Source organism: Pseudomonas mangiferae (assembly GCF_007109405.1).
GTDB lineage: Bacteria > Pseudomonadota > Gammaproteobacteria > Pseudomonadales > Pseudomonadaceae > Pseudomonas_T > Pseudomonas_T mangiferae.
On sequence record NZ_VJOY01000014.1, the window covers coordinates 1 to 21,848 of the forward strand.

The 21,848-nt window shown below is 67.3% G+C and carries 20 protein-coding genes; 13 read left to right on the plus strand and 7 right to left on the minus strand.

Going from position 1 to position 21,848, the window contains the following annotated elements; all coding sequences use genetic code 11:
• A partial coding sequence (locus FM069_RS17090) for an extracellular solute-binding protein (RefSeq protein ID WP_143489588.1) occupies nt 1-1,817 on the minus strand: 1,817 nt, incomplete at its 3' end.
• A 352-nt stretch (nt 1,818-2,169) separates the two neighbouring features.
• Between FM069_RS17090 and FM069_RS17095 the strand changes: the two genes are divergently transcribed.
• Nucleotides 2,170-3,600, plus strand: coding sequence for an HDOD domain-containing protein (locus FM069_RS17095; protein WP_233282074.1), 1,431 nt, complete (start codon nt 2,170-2,172; stop codon nt 3,598-3,600).
• A gap of 222 nt (nt 3,601-3,822) precedes the next feature.
• Here FM069_RS17095 and FM069_RS17100 read toward each other — a convergent pair whose 3' ends face one another.
• The gene (locus FM069_RS17100; RefSeq protein WP_143489589.1) at nt 3,823-5,457 is read right to left on the minus strand and encodes a lytic transglycosylase; all 1,635 of its coding nucleotides are present in this window, start codon (nt 5,455-5,457) and stop codon (nt 3,823-3,825) included.
• A gap of 98 nt (nt 5,458-5,555) precedes the next feature.
• The gene (gene gloB, locus FM069_RS17105) at nt 5,556-6,335 is read right to left on the minus strand and encodes a hydroxyacylglutathione hydrolase (RefSeq protein ID WP_143489590.1); all 780 of its coding nucleotides are present in this window, start codon (nt 6,333-6,335) and stop codon (nt 5,556-5,558) included.
• Between the two features lie 247 nt (nt 6,336-6,582).
• Between gloB and FM069_RS17110 the strand changes: the two genes are divergently transcribed.
• The 4 genes from FM069_RS17110 to map all read left to right on the plus strand — a co-directional run bounded on the left by FM069_RS17110 (nt 6,583) and on the right by map (nt 9,263).
• Nucleotides 6,583-7,344: a methyltransferase domain-containing protein gene (locus tag FM069_RS17110; RefSeq protein ID WP_143489591.1), complete on the plus strand. Its 762-nt coding sequence runs from the start codon at nt 6,583-6,585 to the stop codon at nt 7,342-7,344.
• A complete protein-coding gene (rnhA, locus tag FM069_RS17115) occupies nt 7,345-7,782 on the plus strand; it encodes a ribonuclease HI (RefSeq protein WP_143489592.1) in 438 nt (145 codons plus the stop codon).
• A gap of 492 nt (nt 7,783-8,274) precedes the next feature.
• Nucleotides 8,275-8,487 carry a ParD-like family protein gene (locus FM069_RS17120; protein WP_143489593.1) on the plus strand — a complete coding sequence of 71 codons (213 nt, stop codon included), beginning with the start codon at nt 8,275-8,277 and terminating at the stop codon, nt 8,485-8,487.
• Entirely contained in the window at nt 8,484-9,263 is a 780-nt protein-coding gene (gene map, locus FM069_RS17125; protein ID WP_143489594.1) for a type I methionyl aminopeptidase, read from the plus strand. Before FM069_RS17120 ends, map begins: the two co-directional genes overlap by 4 nt.
• A gap of 273 nt (nt 9,264-9,536) precedes the next feature.
• Here map and FM069_RS17130 read toward each other — a convergent pair whose 3' ends face one another.
• The 4 genes from FM069_RS17130 to FM069_RS17145 all read right to left on the minus strand — a co-directional run bounded on the left by FM069_RS17130 (nt 9,537) and on the right by FM069_RS17145 (nt 13,750).
• Complete coding sequence (locus FM069_RS17130; protein ID WP_218570309.1) at nt 9,537-10,037, minus strand: GNAT family N-acetyltransferase; 501 nt, start codon at nt 10,035-10,037, stop codon at nt 9,537-9,539.
• Nucleotides 10,038-10,352: 315 nt separating this feature from the next.
• Nucleotides 10,353-11,528 carry a MerR family transcriptional regulator gene (locus FM069_RS17135; RefSeq protein ID WP_143489596.1) on the minus strand — a complete coding sequence of 392 codons (1,176 nt, stop codon included), beginning with the start codon at nt 11,526-11,528 and terminating at the stop codon, nt 10,353-10,355.
• Between the two features lie 244 nt (nt 11,529-11,772).
• Nucleotides 11,773-12,165 carry a GFA family protein gene (locus FM069_RS17140; RefSeq protein ID WP_143489597.1) on the minus strand — a complete coding sequence of 131 codons (393 nt, stop codon included), beginning with the start codon at nt 12,163-12,165 and terminating at the stop codon, nt 11,773-11,775.
• Between the two features lie 187 nt (nt 12,166-12,352).
• A complete protein-coding gene (locus FM069_RS17145; RefSeq protein ID WP_143489598.1) occupies nt 12,353-13,750 on the minus strand; it encodes an aminotransferase-like domain-containing protein in 1,398 nt (465 codons plus the stop codon).
• A 123-nt stretch (nt 13,751-13,873) separates the two neighbouring features.
• Between FM069_RS17145 and FM069_RS17150 the strand changes: the two genes are divergently transcribed.
• From FM069_RS17150 to FM069_RS17185, 8 genes are all read left to right on the plus strand, one after another.
• On the plus strand, nt 13,874-15,160 hold the full coding sequence (locus FM069_RS17150) for a hydroxymethylglutaryl-CoA reductase, degradative (RefSeq protein ID WP_143489599.1): 1,287 nt from the start codon (nt 13,874-13,876) through the stop codon (nt 15,158-15,160).
• Nucleotides 15,161-15,162: 2 nt separating this feature from the next.
• Nucleotides 15,163-16,071 carry a hydroxymethylglutaryl-CoA lyase gene (locus FM069_RS17155; protein WP_143489600.1) on the plus strand — a complete coding sequence of 303 codons (909 nt, stop codon included), beginning with the start codon at nt 15,163-15,165 and terminating at the stop codon, nt 16,069-16,071.
• A gap of 53 nt (nt 16,072-16,124) precedes the next feature.
• Nucleotides 16,125-17,363 (plus strand): CaiB/BaiF CoA transferase family protein, encoded by a 1,239-nt coding sequence (locus FM069_RS17160; RefSeq protein WP_143489601.1) that lies wholly within the window; start codon nt 16,125-16,127, stop codon nt 17,361-17,363.
• 49 nt (nt 17,364-17,412) lie between these two features.
• Nucleotides 17,413-17,868, plus strand: a complete 456-nt coding sequence (locus tag FM069_RS17165; RefSeq protein WP_143489602.1) for an FAS1-like dehydratase domain-containing protein — start codon at nt 17,413-17,415, stop codon at nt 17,866-17,868.
• Nucleotides 17,869-17,870: 2 nt separating this feature from the next.
• On the plus strand, nt 17,871-18,284 hold the full coding sequence (locus FM069_RS17170; protein ID WP_218570310.1) for a hotdog family protein: 414 nt from the start codon (nt 17,871-17,873) through the stop codon (nt 18,282-18,284).
• A gap of 86 nt (nt 18,285-18,370) precedes the next feature.
• Entirely contained in the window at nt 18,371-18,907 is a 537-nt protein-coding gene (locus FM069_RS17175) for a hypothetical protein (protein WP_143489603.1), read from the plus strand.
• Nucleotides 18,907-20,292: a tripartite tricarboxylate transporter permease gene (locus tag FM069_RS17180; RefSeq protein WP_143489604.1), complete on the plus strand. Its 1,386-nt coding sequence runs from the start codon at nt 18,907-18,909 to the stop codon at nt 20,290-20,292. Before FM069_RS17175 ends, FM069_RS17180 begins: the two co-directional genes overlap by 1 nt.
• Nucleotides 20,293-20,410: 118 nt before the next feature.
• On the plus strand, nt 20,411-21,682 hold the full coding sequence (locus tag FM069_RS17185) for an OprD family porin (RefSeq protein WP_143489605.1): 1,272 nt from the start codon (nt 20,411-20,413) through the stop codon (nt 21,680-21,682).
• Nucleotides 21,683-21,848: the final 166 nt, after the last annotated feature.

Sequence of the window (21,848 nt, forward strand, 5' to 3'; positions counted from 1 at the left end):
GTGGCGGGCGGCGGCGGGGCCGCGTCGGGTTTCTGCCACCAGGTGAACAGGCCGGGGTCGTACAAGGGCGGCTGGGGTGGCCGCTCCAGCCGGTTCCAGTAGGCGATGCGCCAGCTGTCCAGGAAGTAGCTGGGCACCACGTAGTGGCCCCATAGCAGTACCCGGTCCAGGGCCCGGGCGTGAATGATCAGGCTGTGCCGCGAATCGGCGCGGATCAGGCCTTCCACCAGGGTATCGATGGCCGGGTCGCGCAGGCCGATGAGGTTGCGGCTGCCGGGGCTGTCGGCGCTGCGGGAATGCCAGAATTCCAGCTGTTCGTTGCCCGGGGAGTTGGACTGCGGCCAGATGGCGGAGGCCATGTCGAAGTCCCGGGAGCGTATCCGGTTGATGTACTGGGACACGTCCACCTTGCGGATCTGCAGCTCGATACCCAGCTCCGCCAGGTTGCGTTTGAACGGCAGGATGACCCGCTCCAGGTTGGCCTGGGCGAGGAGGAACTCGAACACCAGGGGGTTGCCGTCCGGGCCCACCATGCGGTCGTTCTCGATGCGGTAGCCGGCGTCCAGCAATAGCCGGTAGGCGTGCCGCATCTGCTCGCGGACGATGCCGCTGCCGTCGGTGACCGGCGGCGAGAAGGGCTGGCTGAACACCTCGTCCGGAATGCGGCCGCGCAGGGGTTCCAGCAGCTTGAGTTCCTCGGCGTCCGGCAGCCCGGTGGCGGCCATCTCCGAGTTCTCGAAGTAGCTGCGGGTGCGCTTGTAGGAGCCGAAGAACAGCTGCTTGTTGGCCCATTCGAAGTCGAACAGGCAGGCGATGGCCTCGCGCACCCGGCGGTCTTGGAACATCGGCCGGCGCAGGTTGAAGGTGAAAGCCTGCATGCCCGCCGGGTTGTGGTTGGGCAGGCTGACCTGGCGGAAGCGGCCGGCGCGCAGGGCCGGGCTGTCGTAGCCGGTGGCCCAGTCCTTGGCGGAGTACTCCTGGTTCAGGTCGAACTGGCCGGCCTTGAAGGCTTCCAGCGCCACTGACATGTCCCGGTAGTAGTCCACGGTGATGGCGTCGAAGTTGTAGTAGCCGCGGGCCACCGGCAAATCCTTGGCCCACCAGTCCTTCACCCGCTCGAAGCGCACCGAGCGCCCCGGCTCGAACGCGGCGACCCGGTAGGGGCCGCTGCCCACCGGCGGCTCCAGGGTCGAGCGACCGAAGTCGCGATCCTTCCAGGCGTGCCGGGGCAGCACCTGGATCTGCCCGAGGATCAGCGGCAGCTCGCGGTTGCCCGGCGCCTTGAAGTCGAAGCGCACCTTGCGCGCGTCCTCGGCGATCACCTGGGCGACGTCGGCGTAGTAGTGGCGGAACATCGGGTCGCCGTGCTGCATCAGCTGTTCGAAGGTGAACACCACGTCGTCGGCGGTCACCGGCGTGCCGTCGTTGAAGCGTGCCTTGGGGTTGAGGTAGAAGCGCACCGAGCCGTTGTCCGGCGCCTTCTCGATCTTTTCCGCCAGCAGGCCGTACTCGGTGAAGGGCTCGTCCGGCGAATGGAAGGTCAGGGAGTCGTAGACCAGGCCCATCTGGTCGGCCGGGTTTCCCTTGGGGATGAAGGTATTGAAACTGTCGTAGCTGCCGAAGGCCGCCAGCCGCAGCAGGCCGCCCTTGGGCGCGTCCGGGTTCACGTAGCCGAAATGGCTGAAGCCGGCCGGGTATTTCGGCGGCTCGTCGTACAGGGTCAGCGCGTGGCGCGGCTCGGCGGCGGCCAGCCCGGCCATCCCCAGCAGCAGGACGGCGCAGGCCCGCCGGCAGAAACTCCGCAGGGCGAGGGTCATCGAGCGATCTCCGAAGAACGGGGCACGACGCGCCGCCCGCCGCAAAGGCGTGGCATCGAAAGCGGTCGGCGGGGGCGCATCAGCGCGAGGGGCGGTGGGGAACGGTGCGGGGCGAGGCGAGCGGGCGAGGGGACGCAAGGCGGACGGGCCGGTTATCACGGAGGTACAGGGCGGACGTGATCAAATCGTTCTCTCCTCGTGCTGCCGATCGCGGCGGGCCCGGGCGCGAGGGCCCGGAACGCCAGTTTGCCGGGTACAGTAACAGCTTGTATCCCCTCGAAAAAGCCGGTGCGATGGGTAGCCCGTGCCATCATTTTGGCTACACTGCGGGAAAGCGATCGAGGGGATCAATGTGGTTACGCGTACCCATGGGTTGCAGTCATGGATCGATCGTCTCAACCAAGCCGAATTACCCGCACTGGCGGCGGTAGTCCATGACCTCCAGCGCCTGACCTCGGAACACAGCGCTTCGGTGCAGCAGCTGGCGGATGTGCTGCTGCGCGATGCGACCCTAACCTCCAAGGTGCTGCGGGTCGCCAACAGTGCCCACTACAACCCGGCCCGCGAGCCCATTCGCACCCTGTCCCGTGCCATCGTGCTGATCGGCTTCGATACGGTGCGCGCCATCGGCGTATCGGTGTGCCTGGTGGACGGCCTGCTGGGCAAGGCGCCCCGGGAGCAGCTGACCGCGCTGCTGGCCCGCGCCTTCCATGGCGCGGTGCAGGCGCGGACCATCGCCGGCTACGTACTGGGCCGGCAGCAGGAAGAGGTGTTCATCGCTGCGCTGCTCAAGGACCTGGGCGAACTGGCGTTCTGGGGCTGCGCCGGCAGCCAGGCGGACGACCTGGCGGCTGCCCTGGCGGAGCCGGGGGTGGACGTGGAGGCGACGGTCCGGGACCGGCTCGGCACCGGCTTCCGCCAACTGACCCAGGGCCTGGCCAAGAGCTGGGGGCTGGGCGGCACCGTCGGCCTGGCGCTGACCGGCCACCCGGGCGATTCCGCCTCAGACGCCGTGCAACTGGGCGGGCAGATCGCCCAGCTGGCCCTGGACGGCTGGGACACCCCGGCCATGGCCGAGCAACTGGAGCGGATGGCGGCCTTCATCGGCGTGGAGCCGGACCAGGCCTTGCAACTGGCGCTGGCCGGCGCCGACGAGGCGGTGCGGGTTGCCGCCACCTTCGGCGCCGAGCAGCTGGTGCCGTTGATCCCGACCCGCGACCTGACCCCAGGCCGCGCGCGCCGGGCGGCCCAAGTCCCACGCCTGGACACCGACACCCTGAGCCAGACGCTGCACGAACTGGGCCTGGCCGCGGCCCGGCAGGACGCTCCCGGGCGCATCCTCGACCTGCTGCTGCAGGGCCTGCAGCGCGGGGCCGGCCTGGAGCGGGTGATGGTGGCGGTGCTGGCGGACGGCCAGCGGCGCTTCCGTGCCAAGCAGGTGGCCGGCGAGGACACCGGCGACTGGCTGGAGCGCTTCGAACTGCCGGTGCAGTCGCCGGAGCAGCCGCACTTGTTCGACTACGTGGTGCGCAGCCGCGAGCCGTTGTGGATGGGGACGCCTGCCAGCTGCACCCTGAACGACCTGGTCACCCGGCCGATGCGCCAGTGGTTCGGCCCGGGCATGTTCTTCGTCGCACCGCTCATGGCCGGCACCCGGACGGTCGGGGTGCTGTACGCCGATGGCCGGCCTTCGGGGCGGGTGCTGCGGAACGAGCAGTTCGTCGCCTTCCGCCACCTGTGCAAGGCGGCGGGGCGGGCCTTGGAGGCCTTGACCCGGCGGTGAGGGCGGGTGGTGTGGTGCCTTGCCGGCCGCGCCTTGCCGGCCGCGTCGCTGACGCGTCTCGCCGACCGCACCGACTGGCCGTACCTGACTGGCCATGCCCAACTGGCCGTACCTGACCGGCCGCACCTGACCGGCCCTGTCGTCAGATAGCGCGGGTCATCAGCCGACCGGCGATCTTCGCCGGCACCACGCTGGGTCGCCTGGAAGGGGTATTCGAAGGGGTCAGCGGCTGCCGAGCCGGAGGGTCAGGGTCTGGCCCGGCTTGAGGGCGTGGCCGCTGCGGGGGTTCCAGTTGCGCAGGTGCTGCATCTCGACGTTGAAGCGCTTGGCGATCAGGTACATCGAGTCGCCTTCCCGCACCTTGTAGTAGGTGACGTCTTCGCGCCGGGTGCTGGTCGCCGCGGGCTTGGCCGCCGCCGGCGCCTTGTCCGCGCTTGCCAGCATCACGCTGGGCGCCTTGCCCGCCGGCGCCTGCAGCTGCAGCACCTGGCCGGTCTTCAGGGCGTTGCCGGAGAGTCTGTTCCAGCGCTGGATATCCTTCACGTCGACGTTGTTGACCTTGGCGATCTGCCAGAGGTTGTCGCCGTTGCGCACCGTGTAGGCACGGGCCGTGGGGCGGGAAACCGAAGCGCTGCTGGCCAGGGCGCGGCTCACCGACGGTTCGCTGAGCCGCGGGGCGCCCGCCGACATCGGCACGCTCAACTGCTGGCCGACCCGCAGGCGGTTGCTGCTCAGGTCGTTGATGCTGCGCAGGGTCGCCACCGGCACCCCGTAGCGGCCGGCGATCCGGTCCAGGGTGTCGCCGCGGCGGACCCGGTACTGCTGCCAGTCCGGCACGTCCTCGGGTTTCATGCTGGACAGGCTGGTGGCCAGCAGGCCGGCCTTCTGGGTCGGCACCAGCAGGTGCTGCGGGCCGTCCAGGGTGATGCGCTTCTTGAATGCCGGGTTGAGCTGGTACAGCTCGTCTTCCTCGATGTTGGCCAGCGCCGCGACGCGGGACAGGTCCAGGCGCTGCTTGCACTCCACCACTTCGAAGTAGGGTTCGTTGGCGATGGGGTTGAGGTTCACCCCGTAGGCCACCGGCGACAGCACCAGTTGCGACAGGGCCAGCAGCTTGGGCACGTAGTCCTGGGTTTCCTGGGGCAGCGCCAGGTTCCAGTAGTCGGTGGGCAGGCCGAGTTTCTGGTTGCGCTCGATGGCCCGGCTCACCGTGCCTTCGCCGGCGTTGTAGGCGGCCAGGGCCAGCAGCCAGTCCCCGTTGAACATGTCGTGCAGGCGCGACAGGTAGCTCAGGGCGGCGTTGGTGGACGCGGTGATGTCGCGCCGGCCGTCGTACCAGTTGGTCTGGCGCAGGTTGTAGTAACGGCCGGTGGAGGGGATGAACTGCCACAGCCCCACTGCATCGCTGCGGGAATAGGCAAAGGGGTTGTAGGCGCTCTCGATCACCGGCAGCAGGGCCAGCTCCAGGGGCATGTCCCGCTCTTCGAGGCGCTCCACCACGTAGTGGATGTACAGGCTGCCGCGGCTGCTGGCGTTCTCGATGAAGGAGGGGTTGCCGACGAACCACAGCCGCTGGCGCTCGATGCGCGGGTTGGTGCCGATCTCGCCCTGCAGCTGGAAGCCCAGGCGCATGCGTTCCCAGATGTCCTGGGGCGGCTGCGGCGCCAGCTTGGGTTGTACCCGGATCACTGGCTGGCGGGGCACCTGGACGGTCAGGTCGCGTACCGGGGTCTGGTTCTCCGGCTGCCCCCCGGTGCTCTGGCAACCGGCGAGCAAGGCGGTGAGGGCCAGGACGAGCGCGGGTGAAATGCGCCCCAAAGCGTCTAAATCAAGGGTTTTAGGCGACGTTGGAGGCATTGGTCGAGGGCACTTGCTCGGCAAAAAGGTCGGGCGATTCTAGGAACCGACCTGGGGAGGGTCAAGTTTTGCCCGCCCTTGCCGAGCCAAAGCGGCCCTCAGAAGGTGTCCTTCCAGTGCCTCAAGGCCGCGAAAACCGCGCTGCCGTCGCGCTCCCGGCTGCCTTCCCGTTCGTCGATTTTCTGCCGGACGGCATCCACGTCCGTGCGCAGGAAGGGGTTGGTGGCCCGTTCTTCGTCCAGGCGCGACGGCAGGCTGATGGAACCCCGTTCGCGCAGGGCCGACACCGCCTCGAAACGGGCCGCCAGCGCCGCGTTGTCCGGCTCCACGGCCCGGGCGAAGCGCAGGTTGCTCAGGGTGTACTCGTGGGCGCAGTACACGCCGGTGGCCTCCGGGAGCGCGGCGAGCCGCGACAGCGAGTGGTGCATCTGCTCCGGCGTGCCTTCGAACAGTCGCCCACAGCCACCGGCGAACAGGGTGTCGCCGCTGAACAGCAGCGGGCGCTCGGCGTTCGCGTGGTAATAGGCGATATGTCCGGCGGTGTGGCCGGGCACGTCGATCACCTCGAAGGCCAGGCCCAGCACCTCCAGGCGGTCGCCGTCCGCCAGGGCCCGGTCGCGCACGGGGATGCGCTCGCCGGCCGGCCCGTGCACGGTGGCGCCAGAGGCCTCCTTGAGCGCGGCGACGCCGCCCACGTGGTCGTGGTGGTGGTGGGTGACGAGGATATCGCCCAGCTGCCAGCCGGGGTGGGCGGCCAGCCATTCCAGTACCGGCCCGGCGTCGCCGGGGTCGACCACCGCACAGCGGCGGCTGGCGGGGTCCTGCAACAGCCAGATGTAGTTGTCGGAAAAGGCGGGCAGGGCATCAATCTGTATCATGGCAGGCTCGTCGGTCCGGTGGCGGATGCCGCGACGTCGCGCGGCTGGTTAAATGGGCGACCGCTCCCGAGCGGGCCGGGTTCCCGTCGATCGCCGTGCGCCGGTTCGGGACTTGGGTCCCGGTGTCCATCGAGGAAAGAGGTACGAACGCCATGCCGTACGACAGCCTTCCCGCGTTTTTGCTGTTCCCGGCGCATAGGTGCCGGATTATGGCGTCGCCTGGCCCGCGCCGCAGCAGGTACCGCCCATGAACGAGCCGTTCGCCGAGGCCGATGCCGCCTGGCTGGAGATGACCGGCCGCGCCCGCGACTGGTTCGCCGGCCCCCTGGGGAGCCTGCTGCGGGCCGAGGCGCAGCGGCTGCTGGAGGAGGAACTGTCGCGGTACTTCGGCGGTTATCTGGTGCACTATGGCCCGCCCGCGGAGCGCCCCGCCGGCGCCCGCCAGATCCAGCGCAGCGTGCACCTGGGCGCGCCCCTGCCAGGGGTGGAGATCGCCTGCGAGGAGCACGCCTGGCCCCTGGGCGAGCATGCCGCCGATGTGGTGGTGCTGCAGCACGGCCTGGACTTCTGCCTGTCGCCCCACAGCCTGCTGCGGGAGGCCGCCCGCAGCGTACGGCCCGGCGGCCACCTGCTGATCCTTGGCATCAACCCCTGGAGCACCTGGGGCATGCGCCATTACTTCGCCCGGGACATCTTCCGCGAGGCCCGTTGCATCGCCCCCGGACGGGTCAGCGACTGGCTGCGGCTGCTGGGCTTCGCGCTGGAGAAACGCCGCTTCGGGTGCTATCGTCCGCCGCTCGCGTCGCCGGCCTGGCAATCCCGCCTGGCCCGGCTGGAAACGTGGGGCGCCGCCGCCCAGGCGCCCGGCGCCGGCGTCTACCTGCTGGCGGCGCGCAAGCTGGTGGTGGGTCTGCGGCCGCTGCGCCAGCCGCGCCGCGAAAGCATGGGCAAACTGTTGCCGCTGCCGGTGGCCAAGGTGTCCCGCCGCGATTCGAAACACGAGGTCTGAGTGAGCGACAAGGTCGAGGTCTACACCGACGGAGCCTGCAAGGGCAATCCCGGCCGCGGTGGCTGGGGAGCGGTACTGGTCTACAAGGGCGTCGAGCGCGAACTCTGGGGCGGCGAACCGATGACCACCAACAACCGCATGGAACTGATGGCGGCCATCCAGGCCTTGACGGCCCTGAAGCGTTCCTGCCAGGTGAAACTGGTCACCGACTCCGAATACGTCATGCGCGGCATCCAGGAATGGATGCCCAACTGGAAGAAACGCGGCTGGAAGACCGCCGCCAAGCAGCCGGTGAAGAATGCCGACCTCTGGCAGCGCCTGGACGAGGAAGTCGCCCGGCACCAGGTGGAATGGCAATGGGTGCGTGGCCACGCCGGCCACCCCGGCAACGAGCGGGCCGACATGCTCGCCAACCGCGGCGTGGCCGAGCTGCCATAACGCATCCGGATGTCCCCGGCCGGTGCGGCCGGGCGTGATCGAATTCTTTTTATTGGTTCGAACCGCTGGCTGGCGAATGTCGCGCCTGGGTGCCTCCAGGCGCTGCCGGATGCACCGTCCCGCTGGGCCATGCGCCGAATGCCGGCGCTTCTGCACGATCGCAGGCTTCCCGACTCGCCTATTGGGCAACTTTTAGTCAACAGCCGCCTGTGCTCATTACCGCTCGCCCGGTTTTCACCTCGGCTGCAGGTGCCGAGTCGTTCCAGCTCGAGCGTCCAGCGCCTTGGCTTTCGCCATCCCCTCGAATTCCCTTTTCGACAGCCCACTGCCTGGCTGAGAGGGTGCCCGAAGAGGTGAGCCGCCGAGTGGCTCACCTGGAGTCGCTGGCGTTCAAAAGCATCGCCCAACCGGCGGCTGGAATTCAGCGGCGCCCTTGCCCTCCGCTTTTTTGTCTTCCTATACTTCATATATGGAACATATACGGAGAGTAGTATGGGCATCGTGAACATTGACGACGACCTCCACGACAAGCTGCGCAAGGCGTGCCTGGTGTCGTACCGCTCCATCAACGCGCAGGCGGCGTTCTGGATCAGGATCGGCATGTTGTGCGAGATGAATCCGACCCAGAGCTTCAACGCGATCATCGCCCAGGAACTGCGCGCCGTTGGCATCGCGCCCGAGGCCGGCGAGGTGGCGTTGCCATGATCAAGGCCCCCGGGGAAATCCAATTGATGGCCGAGTCCGGCCGCCTGCTGGCGCAGGTGTTCGGCTATCTCGACCGGATGAGCCTGGCGGGCATGGCCACCCTGGAGATCAATGATCGGGTGGAGGCGTTCATCGTCGACGAACTCGGGGCGCGTCCGGCCAGCAAGGGCCAGTACGGCTACGCCTACGCCCTCAATGTCTCCCGCAATCACGTGGTGTGCCATGGTGTCCCGTCCGCTTCGGTGCGGCTGCAGGATGGCGATATCGTCAACTTCGATATCACGCTGGAAAAGAACGGCTACATCGCCGACTCCAGCAAGACCTACCTGGTCGGCGAAGTGGCGCCGGAGGCGCGGCGGCTGGTGCAGGTGACCTATGAGGCGTTATGGAAGGGCATCGAGGCGGTGCGTCCGGGCGCGCGGCTCGGCGACGTGGGTCACGCCATCGAGCGACATGCCCGGCACCATGGCTACTCGGTGGTACGGGACTACTGCGGCCACGGCATCGGCCGCGAGATGCACGAGCCCCCGCAAGTGCTGCACTGGGGCAAGCCGGGAACCGGCCTGGTGCTGCGCGAAGGCATGGTGTTCACCATCGAGCCGATGATCAACCAGGGGCGCCACCAGGTCCGAACCGAGGCCGATGGCTGGACCGTGGTCACCTGCGACGGCCAGCTCTCCGCCCAGTTCGAGCACACCGTCGCGGTGACGGGCGAGGGGGTGCGGGTGCTGACGGTGCGGGGAGAGGAAAGGCTGTCCATGCCTTCGCTGGAATGACGCGTGTGCCTGGCAAAAAGATCCTGGGTAAGTAGTGGTAAGTGGGCTCAGGCACTTTTTTGTTTTTTTCCATGAATGAATGCCTATCGACAGTGACGAAATTGATGCAATGAATTCCGTTGCATGACGACAGGCGGTTGCGTGCCGTCAGGCAAGTTACTCTGACGGGAAAGCGCATTGTCTTCATTTTCAGGATTGCTTTATGTCGACGTTGTGGCTCATCGCCCAGGATCATCTTTAGGCATCTTCGTTATTTCATTGATTTCCTTGCCATCACTCGATGGCTTCGAACGCCTCATGGTAGTGCACTGTTCCTTTGGGCGGCTCGCCGAAGAACGCCTGCGCCTGGAAGTAGGCGGGAGGCACTCCTGGAAGTTCTAACGTCGGGTACGCCTTGAAACCGAAGCGTCCATAGTAGCCAGGGTCGCCTAACACGACACAGCCGACACCGCCCAGGCGTTGCAATTCGGCGAGAGCCGCGTGCATCAATTTCGAGCCGATCCCCCGACCTTGATGTTCTGGCCATACGGAAATCGGACCGAGCCCGAACCAGCCGGTCGAGCCCGATGAAATTCGTACTGGAGAAATGGCGACATGGCCGAATACCTTGCCGTTTTCCACCGCCACCATGGAAACGGTGAGGTGCTTGCTGCGACGCAGTGAACTGACGATGAATTGCTCCGTGTGGCTCGAATGCGCTTCATGTTCGAAGGCCGCTTTGGTCAGTTGCGTGATCATGTCGATGTCTTCGGTTCGTTCATGGCGGATTATCATGCGGCTTCGCTCCATGGCTTGGTAAGTGATGTAGCCCCGTTCATGGGGCCTAGGTGAATCCCGGGTATTCCGCTCTTGTGAGTTAAAAGTCACTCAAGGGCGGACGTGCAGGAAGCGCTCAGTGACCCGGTGCACGAACACAATCCTTGAAGGAATAAGCGGGTGGTGAAGCGCTAGGTTCTATACGAAAAGTGCCTGCGCTCGGTGATGCTGCGTTAAAGACAGGCTCAAAGTGCTCAGTTACAGCACGTAAACTCCGCTTCTTCGCCTGTTTTGCCTTTCCTGACCTTCGCTCGACGACGTTTCGTACAGAACCTAAATCGAGTTCTTTTGAAGTATGAAGAATTGATAGCCGTACTCACCTAGATGGTGCCGATGGATGTACAGCTCTTTCTGGAGATCCACGAGCGCATTCGAAGAAAACTCTTTCGGAGAAAGTTCTTCGATCCGCTGCTCCAGGGGCGCCAGATAGTGAGTCCACGCCTGCCGGCTCAGCGGAAAACTGTGCAGTAATCGATATCCCCGTTGTTCGATGGCTGCCGAGCGAGCGCTCGTCGTTTGCATGTCCGGGTAGTTCTCGCGCCAGAACTCCAAGGCTGCCTGCGAGGGTTCGCCAGAGAACCACACCAAGTCGCTGACCACGAGAAACCCCTGTTGCCTGATAAAGGGCTTCCAGCGTTCCAAGGCCTTTTCAAAGCCCATGATGTAGGCGCTACCCTCCGCCCAGAGTGCGTCGAACTGCCGCTCGGCGAATGGCAGTTCGGTCATGCTCGCGCAGATCAGCCTGATCTGCTGATACCGGGGGTTATCACGCAGTTTTTTTCGCAGACAGGCGAGGCTGTACTCATCGTTATCCAGCGCGGTAACGCACCCCTGGATGTGCTCCGCTAGAAGCAGTGCGCTGGCGCCCCTGCCACAGCCGATGTCCAGCACCGTGCGGGGTACCGTGGGCAACAGGTGCAGCGCTTGCACGGTATCGTCAGCGGACCCCGGTCCCAGGCGATCCAGTCCATGGACTATGCGTTCGAACTCCGCCATGTACCGGTTGTGCTCGTTCATGTCTTTCGACAGCCACCTCAAGCGCAACGCTTGTTTTTCACTGAAGCCCTGCTTGAGCAACCAGGCCAGATGCGCGCCGGGCGCCTGAGTCTCCAGGGTCTGGTGCCATTCCCGCATGGGCGCCATTCCCAGCATGGCGGCGAGCAGGTCCCGGGATTGCTGTTTTTCGGCAATTTCCCGTTCCAGAGTCCTCAGGCGTTCCAGCAGCAACGACCGGTCGATGCGTGTTTTCAAGCAAGCCAGGCACTCTTTGAGGCTCAGGCCGCCCGCTTGAAGCTGCTGCAGCACTTTCAGTTGCTGAAGATCATGGTCGGAATACATGCGATAGCCGTTAGGCTGTCGCCGCGATTCGATCAGCCCTTGTTTTTCGTAATAGAGCAGCGTGCTGCGGCTCAAGCCCACCTTCGCTGCCAGTTCGGAGATGCGATACATAAGCTTTCCCCTGATGCCGTGGCCTACGACCCTAAACCATGAAGTTATAGACAGGTAAAGCGGCGTGTTTCGGTGGAGGGCACGGTCATCGTGGGCGAATACATGGACTCGCGCTGCCAAGCGACGAGCCGTCTTCGACGGCGACTTCGGTCGATTCAGTCAGCCCGGGCCAGGGCTGTTCGTACGCTATGCGCGTTGGGCTGCCTGGGTGCACCCCGATATACGGATCTTCATGCCTCCTGGGCTATGGCTCGAATCGCCCGGTCCCTTGCCGGTCCTCCTCGTACCGCCGGGCCAGGGGGAACGGTGGCAGCCAGCGTTCCCGTCGGACCGTCCACAGTTCGTAGGTGGGTTGCAACTGGTCGATGGCGTCCAGGCTGCCGAGGCTGACTTCGATTTCGTCCGCGCTGCGGGAGAAGACGGAGGAACCGCAGCGGGGGCAGAAGTGGCGGCCGGCGTAGGCGCGGGTTTCGCCCTCCAGGGTCACGGCGTGTTCAGGAAAGATCGCGGAGGCATGGAAGAGCGCCCCGTGGTGCTTGCGGCAATCCAGGCAGTGGCACAGGCCGACCCGGTAGGGCTGACCCGACGCCACGATGCGCACGTCGCCGCATAGGCAACCGCCGGTGAATCGGTCCATTGCATCGACTCCTCTGAAGGCACGCGATCGAGTCGCGGAGGCCGTTTCGTCAATCGGTCTTCGGCGAAGACAGCCACCCGACCCCGTATGGAGAAGGTGACAGCCGCGGGAGCGCGCTATCCCGGTAAGCGCTGTCTTTCTGTCCTTGCTCGCCCGACCCCTGTTTCGTACAGGCTCGCCAGCCTCTCTAGCCCGACGCGCTCCTGTCCCGTGTGATCTGCCGGATGCTTTCGCTGAACAGCGGGTCGTTCAGGTAGGCCACGTTGAGGCGCGTCCAGGGCGCGGCTTCCTTCGGTCGGGTGGAAAAGATCGCGCCTGGCGCCAGCATCACGCCCCGGGCCAGGCACTGGCGGGTGAGCAGGTTGGCGTCGTCGATGCCGGGGAAGCGCGCCCACAGGTAGAGGCTCTGCTCCGGTCGGCAGAACACCTCCGCGCCCAGCTCGTCCAGCAGGCGCAGGCCGTCGGCCGTGGCCTGGCGCAGGCGGTCCTGCAACCGGGCGAGGTGCCGCAGGAAGTGGCCTTCGCCGAGGATCACTTCGACGGTGCGCTCGCTGTACTCGGCCCCGCTGTTGTGCAGCACCATCTTGATATCCGCCAGCTCCTCGATGCGCTGCTTGCTGCCAGCGATGAACCCGACCCGCAGGGCGGCGGACACCGACTTGGAGAAGCTGCCCACATAGAGGGTGCGCTGCAGCTGGTCCAGGGCGCTGAGCTTGATGGACGAGCTGGGTTTGAAGTCCGCCATGGCGTCGTTCTCTACCAGCAGCAGGTCGTGGGCCTCGGCGATTCGCAGCAGCTGGTGGGCCTTGGCGGGGGAGAGGTCGGAGCCCGTGGGGTTGTGGCCGATGGACTGGAGGAAGAACAGCTTCGGCTTGTGGGCCTTGATCAGGCGTTCCAGCACGTCGAGGTTGGGGCCGTCCGGCTCCCGCGGCACGCCGAGCATGCGTGCGCCCTGCAGCTGGAGCTTGCCGAACAGCGGGTAGTAGCCGGGGTCCTCCACCAGCACCGGGTCGCCCGGCGGCACGTAGCGGCGGATGACCAGGTCCATGCCGTGGTTGGCGCCCAGGGTGGTGACCAACTGCCGTGGCGACAGCGGGATGCTGTAGTCGGCGAGTTTCTGCACCAGCCGGGTCCGCAGGCCGGGGTTGCCCAGGCGCGTCCCGTAGCGGAACAGGGTGGTCACGCCGGCCCGCACCACCTGGCGGTGGAACTTGTCCAGGCGCATGTCCATCAGCCACTCCACCGGCGGGAAGCCTTCCCCCAGGTGGGAGTGGCCGGGGTCGCGGACGAACTGCTGGCGCATCATCCAGATGGTGTCCAGGGCCCGGTTGTAGGGCTGGCTTTCCTCTTCCTCCACCGGCGCGGCGATCTGCTTGATGACGAAGAAGCCCTGGCCGTGGCGCGCCTCCACCAGGCCCTTGGCGGCCAGGCTTTCATAGGCGGTGATGACGGTGTTCTTCGAGTGGCCGTGCAGGCGGATGTATTCCCGCAGGGAGGGCAGTTTGTCGCCGGCCTTGAGGGCGCCGTCGGTGATCTGCTGGGCGATGGCGGCAGCGACCTGCTGGGCGAGTGTCTGGCGAGCCATGGGAAGGGTCCGGGTGGGTACAGGTGGGGGTAGTGTCTGGCGAAACTGTACCTTCTTTAAGGGATACAGATGCGGCAATTTGTCGCCAGCCAATAACAAACGACTCTTTCAAGGAGCGCCCCCATGCCGGTCGATTCACGTTTGCCCAACTTCCGCAGCTTGGCTCCCGCCCAGCGGCTCGAACACCTCCAGCAACTCCTGGGCCTCGGCGCCGAGGACGTAGGCCTGCTGCAGGATGCCGGCGCGCTGCCCCTGGAGGTGGCCGACGGCATGATCGAGAACGTGGTCGGCACCTTCGAGCTGCCCTACGCCATCGCCAGCAACTTCCGCATCAATGGCCGCGACGTGCTGATCCCCATGGTGGTGGAGGAGCCGTCGGTGGTGGCCGCGGCGTCCTTCATGGCCAAGCTGACCCGGCCGGCGGGCGGTTTCATCACGTCCAGCAGCGAGCCGCTGATGCGTGCCCAGGTGCAGATCATCGGCCTGAGCGATCCCTTCAATGCGCGCCTGAGCCTGCTGCGCGCCAAGGAGGAGATCATCGCCCTGGCCAACAGCAAGGACCAGGTGCTGAACAAGCTGGGCGGCGGCTGCCGCGACCTGGAGGTGCACACCTTCGCTGACAGCCCGCGCGGGCCGATGCTGGTGGCCCACCTGATCGTCGACGTGCGCGACGCCATGGGCGCCAACACCGTGAACACCATGGCCGAGACGGTGGCCCCGCTGATGGAGCGGCTCACCGGCGGCGAGGTGCGCCTGCGCATCCTGTCCAACCTGGCCGACCTGCGCCTGGCCCGCGCCCAGCTGCGCATCGCGCCCGAGGACCTGGACACCCCGCAGTACAGCGGCACCCGGATCATCGAGGGGGTGATCGACGCCTACACCTTCGCCGCCATCGACCCCTACCGCGCGGCGACCCACAACAAAGGGATCATGAACGGCATCGACCCCCTGGTGGTGGCCACCGGCAACGACTGGCGCGCGGTGGAGGCGGGGGCTCATGCCTACGCCTGCCGCAGCGGTCACTACGGTTCTCTGACCACCTGGGAGAAGGATGGCGAGGGCCACCTGGTGGGCACCCTGGAAATGCCGATGCCCCTGGGCCTGGTGGGCGGTGCCACCAAGACCCATCCCCTGGCCCAGCTGTCCCTGCGGATTCTCGGCGTGAAGTCGGCCCAGGAACTGGCGGAAATCGCCGTGGCCGTCGGCCTCGCGCAGAACCTGGGCGCGTTGCGCGCCCTGGCCACCGAAGGTATCCAACGCGGCCACATGGCGCTGCACGCGCGCAACGTCGCGCTGTCGGCCGGTGCCCGCGGCGACGAGGTGGACTGGCTGGTCAAGCGCATGGTGGAGACCCGGGACGTGCGGGCCGACCGCGCCGAGGCCCTGCTGCGCGAAAAGCGCGGGCAGTGACCATGGACGCCGTCAGGCTGGTGGAGGTGGGCGCGCGGGACGGCTTGCAGAACGAGCCCCGCAGCTTGCCGGTGGCGACCCGCGTGGCGCTGGTGGAACGCCTGGTGGAGGCGGGGCTGCGCACCCTGGAGGTGGGGGCATTCGTCTCGCCGCGCTGGGTGCCGCAGATGGCCGGCTCCGACGAGGTGGTCCGCCAGTTGGGGCGGCGGCCGGGGGTGACCTACACGGCCCTGGTGCCGAACCTGCAGGGCCTGGAGCGGGCCCTGGCCGTCGGCTGCCAGGAGGTGGCGGTGTTCGCCGCGGCGTCGGAGGCGTTCTCCCAGCGCAACATCAACTGCTCCATCGCCGAGAGCCTGGAACGGTTCCGGCCGGTGCTGGCCCGCGCCCGGGACGCCGGGGTGAAGGTGCGCGGCTACGTGTCCTGCGTGCTGGGCTGCCCCTTCAGCGGCGAAGTGCCAGTGGCGGAGGTGGTCCGTGTCACCCGCGCCCTGCATGAGCTGGGCTGCTACGAGGTGAGCCTGGGCGACACCATCGGCCGTGGCACCCCCGGACATACCCGGGCGCTGCTGGAGGCTTGCGCCACGGAGGTGCCACTGGACGCCCTGGCCGGGCATTTCCACGACACCTACGGCATGGCGGTGGCCAACGTGCAGGCCGCCCTGGAGGCGGGCGTGCGGGTGTTCGACAGCTCGGTCTCGGGCCTGGGCGGCTGCCCTTATTCGCCGGGCGCCACCGGCAACGTGGCCACCGAGGAACTGGTGTACCTGTTCCACGGCCTGGGCCTGTCCACCGGGGTCGACCTGCCGTCCCTGGTGGCCGCCGGGGCGTTTGTCGACCAGGCGCTCCAGCGCCCCACCGGGTCCCGGGTCGCCCGCGCCATGAGCGCACGGGCGGGTCGCGAAGCCGCCTGAACCCCATCGCTGCGCGTATAAAGGCTGCGCCCCATAACAACAAAGGAGAACCCATGAATCTTCTCGCAGACACACTCGCCTCCTTCAGCAAGACCCTGGGCCCGCTCAAGGGCGTGACCATCCTGGACCTCACCCGGGTGGTGGCGGGGCCCTACTGCGCCATGTTGCTGGCGGACATGGGGGCGACGGTGATCAAGATCGAAAACCCCAACGATCCCGACCTGACCCGGGAATTCCCGCCCATGAGCCAGGGCGGCGGCGAACCGCGCAGCGGCTTCTTCGCCCAGTACAACCGCAACAAGATGGCGGTGAGCCTCGACCTGAAACAGCCCGAGGGCAAGGCCACCTTCCTGGAGATGGTGCGCAAGGCGGACATCGTCATCGAGAACTTCCGCCCCGGCGTCATGGACAAGCTGGGCCTGGGCTACGAGGTGCTCAAGGGGGTTAACCCGGCCCTGGTGTTCACCGCCATCAGCGGCTTCGGCCAGCGCGGGCCCAACGCCTCGCGGCCGGCGTTCGACAGCAGCGCCCAGGCCAGCGGCGGCCTCTGGTCCATGAACGGCACGGTGGAAGAGCCGATGCGCGTGGGCACCGTCCTCGGCGACCTGGCCGCGGCCCTCTATGCCGCCATCGGCACCCTGGGCGCCCTGCGGGAAGCGGAGCGTACCGGCCAGGGCCAACTGGTGGACGTGTCCCAGCAGGACGCCATCGTCTCCCTGACCGAGAACGCCCTGGTCACCTACACCGAGACCGGCACGGTGGTGAAGCCCGAGGGCAACGGCCACCCGTTCGTGAAGCCGTACGGGCGCTACGCCTGCAAGGATGGCTTCGTGTTCTTCGGCGCCTACACCGACAAGTTCTGGCGCGAGGCCTGCATCACCTTCGGCGACCTGGAGATGGCCACCGATCCCGAAGTGGATACCATGGCCAAGCGTTTCGCGCCCGACACCTACCTGCGCAAGGTCAAGCCCACCGTGGAGCGCTGGTGCGCCGCCTACACCAAGGCCGAGCTGGAGGCCATGACCGGCGACCGCTTCCCGCTGTCGCCGATCAAGACCATGGACGAGGTGGTGGCCGACCCCCACCTGCGGGAGCGCGACATGGTGGTCTCGGTGGACTACCAGGGCACCCGCTTCGACGTCTTCGGCAACCCGGTGAAGCTTTCCGGCGGCACCCTCGAACAGGGCGCCAGCGCCCCGGGGGTCGGCCAGCACAACCCGCAGGTCTACCGGGAGTGGCTGGGCCTGGAGCAGGCGGAATACGACGAGCTGGTCCGGCTGGGGGTGATCTGATGCGCCTGTCGTCCACGCTACGCAACCCGGTCCGGCGGAGGGCGCGGCCATGAGCCTGCTCGACGAAGCCATCCGCAGCCGCATCGGCACCTCGCTGCCGCCGCAGCGCTTCGAGGTGACCCGCAGCGACCTGCGCAAGTACGCGGTCGCCACCGGCCAGCGCCAGGCGCGCTACCGGGACGGCGACGAAGCGCCGCTGCTGTTCCTGTTCAGCGCCCTGATGCCGGTGCTGCCCCTGGAAGAGCTGCTGGAGGACGGCCGCCAGCCGGACAGCACGCTGCTGCCGGAGCTGCCCCTCAAGCGGATCATGGCCGGCGGCAGCGAGTACCAGGTGCACCGGCGAATCGTCGCCGGCGACGTCCTGGTGCTGCGCCAGATCCTGGCGGACCTCTACGAGAAGCAGGGCACGGAGGGCCCGTTGATCTTCCTGGTGTTCGAGAACCGGTTCGAGACCGAGGCGGGAGAGCCCGTGGTCACCGAACGCCTGACCCGGATCGCGAGGTGAGCATGTCCGACAACACGATGCCCCCGGTGGGCCAGGCCCTGCCGGAACGGCGCTTCACGCCGGGTACGGTGCAGCTGTTCCTCTACAACGCGGCGATCTGGAACCCCCACCGCATCCACTACGACCTGCCCTATACCCAGCAGCAGGAGGACCATCCCGCGCTGCTGGTGGATGGCCCGCTGCAGGGCGACTGGCTGACTCAACTGATCTACGACTGGATGGGCGAGGGCGACGAGTTGCTGGCCTTCGGCTACAGCAACCGGCGCGCGGCCTACGTCGGCGATGAGCTGGTGGCCCGCGGCGAAGTCAGCGCCGTCGACGGCGAGCGGATCACCCTGGCGCTGCAGGTGCTGAACGGGCAGGGGCGGGCCACCACCCTGGGCCACGCCACCGTCAGGAGGGCCGCCTGCCGCTGAGCCGGCCCGCCCGAGGGCCTCCCACGCCATCGCCGATGGCACACGCCTCGATAACAACAAGAAGGCCCGACGGGCCGGAGGACACCATGAACCAATCGCTCGCCAAGCCCCTCGGGGCGCCGACCCCACCCGCAACCACGGACGGCAGGACGCCGAACCTCTACGAAGTCTGGGGCGATACGGTGGCGGGACGCGACCTGATGCTGTCCATCCTCCTCGGCGGGGCGGTCAGCCTCGGCACCTTCGGCCTGGCCCACGTGGCGCTGCACCAGGTGGTGGAGTCGGTGCAGATGGCCAAGGCCTATTCCATGCTGGTGGGCATCCTCGGCTGCCTGGCCGGTGGCGTGGCCAGCGCCTGGCTGTTCAAGCCCAAGCGCTTGGTGCTGGAACAGGTGGTGGACCCGGCCTTCCGCCAGCAGGTGGTGGCCGAGCTGCTGAAAGAATACGGCAGCCTGGGGCGCCTCGAGGAGCTCTCGCCCCACGTGGTGGCCGAGTTGCACGAGCTGGGGCTGTACGAGCTGTTCCGCGAGGCCCAGGCCCAGGAGGCGCTCGTCCGAGAGGCGGATGCCGAGCCGGATCGCCACCTGCCGATGAACGCCAGCCTGGTCGGGGGGCGTTCGTGATGGAAGGCCTGCTCTACGAAATCCTCATGGCCTTCGGCCTGGGCCTGCTGGGAGCGGTGGTGTTCGCCGCCATCGGCCTGGTATCCGGCACCGACGAGACCACCACCCTGGCGCCCCTGACCATGCTGGTGGCGCTGCTGGGCGCGCCGCCCGCCGGCGTGCTGACCTTCTTCCTGGCCGGGGCGGTGGCCAAGCACATGACCCACGCGGTGCCCACCGCGTTGCTGGGGATACCCGGGGACACCGCGGCCACCGCACTGCTGGCTGACGCCAACCACCTGCGGCGCCTGGGCGTGCCGCACATCGCCCTGCGCAAGATGATCTCCGGTGCCGCCGTGGCGGCGGTGATCGCGGTGCCGCTGTCGGTGCTGTTCGCCGTGCTGCTGGCGCCGTTCGGCGATGTGATCAAGGAATTCGCCCCCTGGGTGTTTCTCTGTGCCGCCCTGACCATCGCCTACTTCTCCGCCGGCCGTTGGGCTGCGGTGCTGGCCCTGGTGCCTTTCGTGCTGGTGATCGTCGCCCTGCAGACCCTGACCGCCCACTATGGCGTGAAGCTGGCGGTGAGCTACTTCCTCGGCATCGCCGTGGCGCCCCTGATCGCCTCGCTGTTCGCCCTGCTGGCGCCCGACGAGCGCGAGCGGATGCGCCGCGACGAGTACCGGCTGTTCTCCCTGGCGCCCGACGTGAAGAGCTGGAGCGGCTACTTCCCCAACCCCTTCAAGGTGATCAACCCGAAGCAGACCCGTATGACTGCCGTGGCGGCCAGCGTGTCCAGCGCCACTTTCGTATTCAGCCCGGTGGCCATGACCGTGGTGATGGGGGAGATCATCGGCTCGCGGATCAAGCAGGCCTATGACCGCCTGACCACCGTCATCACCGCGCGCAACGGGGTCACCGAGTCCACCTACATCGCCGAGGCGTTGATCCCGCTGATCGCCTTCGGCCTGCCCCTGAGCCCGGTGGCCGCCGGCCCGGCCGCGCCGCTGTTCAATGCGCCGCCGCGGTTCTTCGTCGACAACGCCACGGGCGAGATCAACAACCTGCACAACCTGCTGAATACCTACGAGTTCCTCGGCTACGGCCTGCTCTCGGTGATCGTCGCGATCCTGGTAGCCTACCCGTTCACCATGAACTTCGCCCACAAGGCCGCATCGTTCGTCGCCCGCAAGGTCAGCCATGAATCGGTGATCGCCACCTTCATCGGCCTGGTGCTGGTGATCGGCATCTGGGAGGGCGGTCTGCTGGGCGTCATGGTGATCCTCACCATCGGCCTGCTGGGCGGTTTCCTGGCGCGGCTGATCGGCTTCAACATGGGCGTGCAGTTCATGGGCTACTACACCGCCGTGCTGTCCGTGCCGGCGATCATCGCCCTGACCGGCGCCTAGCCCGCCCGCGGGGCTTGCCGCGCACCGTTCGATCCGTACCACCCCCCCCAATGCCGCTCCCGCACGGGTCCCCGGACCCGTGCGGACGGCGACTGCCTGCAAGAAAGGAATAACAACAATGAAGATCCTTTTCCCTGCTTCGCCCTCCCGCGTGACCCCGGCCTCCCGGCTCTGGATCGTCTGCGCCGCCCTCGGTGCCGGCGGTGCCTGGGCCGACGGCTTCGTCGACGACGCCAAGGGTGTGCTGACCCTGCGCAACTTCTACATCAACCGCAATTTCGTCGACCCGGGCTACCCCCAGGGCAAGGCCGAGGAGTGGACCCAGAGCTTCATCCTCGACGCCCGCTCCGGCTACACCGCCGGCCCGGTGGGCTTCGGGGTGGACGTCCTGGGCCTCTACTCGCTGAAGCTGGACGGCGGCAAGGGCACCGCCAATACGCAATTGCTGCCGGTCCACGACGATGGCCGGCCGGCGGACGACTTCGGTCGCCTGGGCGTCGCCCTCAAGGCCAAGCTGAGCGAGACCGAACTGAAGGTGGGGGAGTGGATGCCGGTGCTGCCGGTGTTGCGCGCGGACGACGGACGCTCCCTGCCGCAGACCTTCCGCGGCGCCCAGGTGACCTCCCAGGAGCTGGACGGCCTGGCGCTCTACGGCGGCCAGTTCCGCGGTAACAGCCCGCGCAACGACGCCAGCATGGACGACCTGTTCATGGGCGGGCGCCCCGACGTCACCTCCGACCGCTTCGACTTCGCCGGGGGCGAGTACCTGTTCAACGACAAGAAGACCCAGGTGGGCCTCTGGTACTCGGTGCTGGAGGATATCTACCAGCAGCAGTACTACAACCTGACCCATGTCCAGCCGGTGGGCGATGACTGGATGCTGACCGCCAACCTCGGCTATTTCATCGGCCGCGAGGACGGCGGCGCCCGGGCCGGCGACCTGGACAACCGTGCCACCTCGCTGATGCTCTCGGCCGCCACCGGGGGCCACACGGTCTACCTGGGCCTGCAGCGCATGAGCGGCGACAGCCCGTGGATGCGGGTCAACGGCACCGCTGGCACCAGCCTGGCCAACGACAGCTACAACTCCAGCTACGACAACGCCGGCGAGCGCTCCTGGCAGGTGCGCTACGACTACAACTTCGCCGCCGCCGGCATCCCCGGGCTGACCTTCATGACCCGCTACATCCGCGGCAGCCACGCCCACGTGGGCACGGTGAGCGACGGCCGGGAGTGGGGGCGCGAGTCGGAACTCGCCTACGTCGTGCAGAGCGGCACCTTCAAGGCGCTGAACCTGCGCTGGCGCAACTCCAGCCTGCGCCGGGACTTCAGCACCAATGCCTTCGACGAGAGCCGGCTGATCGTCAGCTACCCGCTGTCGATCTTCTGAGGCGCCGCCCGCAGGGCCGTCCCGCGCGGCCTTGCGGCATGCCCGGGCACCCCGGAGCCGGGCCTGGACCGCGGCGGCTCCGTCGCAAAGTCGGGAGAAACGCTCGCCATCCGCGTCGCGGGAGGTTCTAATCCCCGTCGCGGTTTCCGGGGCGTCCCCGGGGGCA

What these genes read in the sequence shown, in the direction of transcription:
- FM069_RS17120 (WP_143489593.1), top strand. Translation starts at nt 8,275, where the DNA reads ATGGGCATCGTGAACATTGACGACGACCTCCACGACAAGCTGCGCAAG.
- FM069_RS17170 (WP_218570310.1), top strand. Translation starts at nt 17,871, where the DNA reads ATGTCCGACAACACGATGCCCCCGGTGGGCCAGGCCCTGCCGGAACGG.
- FM069_RS17130 (WP_218570309.1), bottom strand. Translation starts at nt 10,037, where the DNA reads ATGATAATCCGCCATGAACGAACCGAAGACATCGACATGATCACGCAA.
- gloB (WP_143489590.1), bottom strand. Translation starts at nt 6,335, where the DNA reads ATGATACAGATTGATGCCCTGCCCGCCTTTTCCGACAACTACATCTGG.
- FM069_RS17165 (WP_143489602.1), top strand. Translation starts at nt 17,413, where the DNA reads ATGAGCCTGCTCGACGAAGCCATCCGCAGCCGCATCGGCACCTCGCTG.
- FM069_RS17155 (WP_143489600.1), top strand. Translation starts at nt 15,163, where the DNA reads ATGGACGCCGTCAGGCTGGTGGAGGTGGGCGCGCGGGACGGCTTGCAG.
- FM069_RS17145 (WP_143489598.1), bottom strand. Translation starts at nt 13,750, where the DNA reads ATGGCTCGCCAGACACTCGCCCAGCAGGTCGCTGCCGCCATCGCCCAG.
- FM069_RS17135 (WP_143489596.1), bottom strand. Translation starts at nt 11,528, where the DNA reads ATGTATCGCATCTCCGAACTGGCAGCGAAGGTGGGCTTGAGCCGCAGC.
- FM069_RS17110 (WP_143489591.1), top strand. Translation starts at nt 6,583, where the DNA reads ATGAACGAGCCGTTCGCCGAGGCCGATGCCGCCTGGCTGGAGATGACC.
- FM069_RS17185 (WP_143489605.1), top strand. Translation starts at nt 20,411, where the DNA reads ATGAAGATCCTTTTCCCTGCTTCGCCCTCCCGCGTGACCCCGGCCTCC.
- map (WP_143489594.1), top strand. Translation starts at nt 8,484, where the DNA reads ATGATCAAGGCCCCCGGGGAAATCCAATTGATGGCCGAGTCCGGCCGC.
- FM069_RS17150 (WP_143489599.1), top strand. Translation starts at nt 13,874, where the DNA reads ATGCCGGTCGATTCACGTTTGCCCAACTTCCGCAGCTTGGCTCCCGCC.
- FM069_RS17180 (WP_143489604.1), top strand. Translation starts at nt 18,907, where the DNA reads ATGGAAGGCCTGCTCTACGAAATCCTCATGGCCTTCGGCCTGGGCCTG.
- FM069_RS17100 (WP_143489589.1), bottom strand. Translation starts at nt 5,457, where the DNA reads ATGCCTCCAACGTCGCCTAAAACCCTTGATTTAGACGCTTTGGGGCGC.
- FM069_RS17175 (WP_143489603.1), top strand. Translation starts at nt 18,371, where the DNA reads ATGAACCAATCGCTCGCCAAGCCCCTCGGGGCGCCGACCCCACCCGCA.
- FM069_RS17160 (WP_143489601.1), top strand. Translation starts at nt 16,125, where the DNA reads ATGAATCTTCTCGCAGACACACTCGCCTCCTTCAGCAAGACCCTGGGC.
- FM069_RS17140 (WP_143489597.1), bottom strand. Translation starts at nt 12,165, where the DNA reads ATGGACCGATTCACCGGCGGTTGCCTATGCGGCGACGTGCGCATCGTG.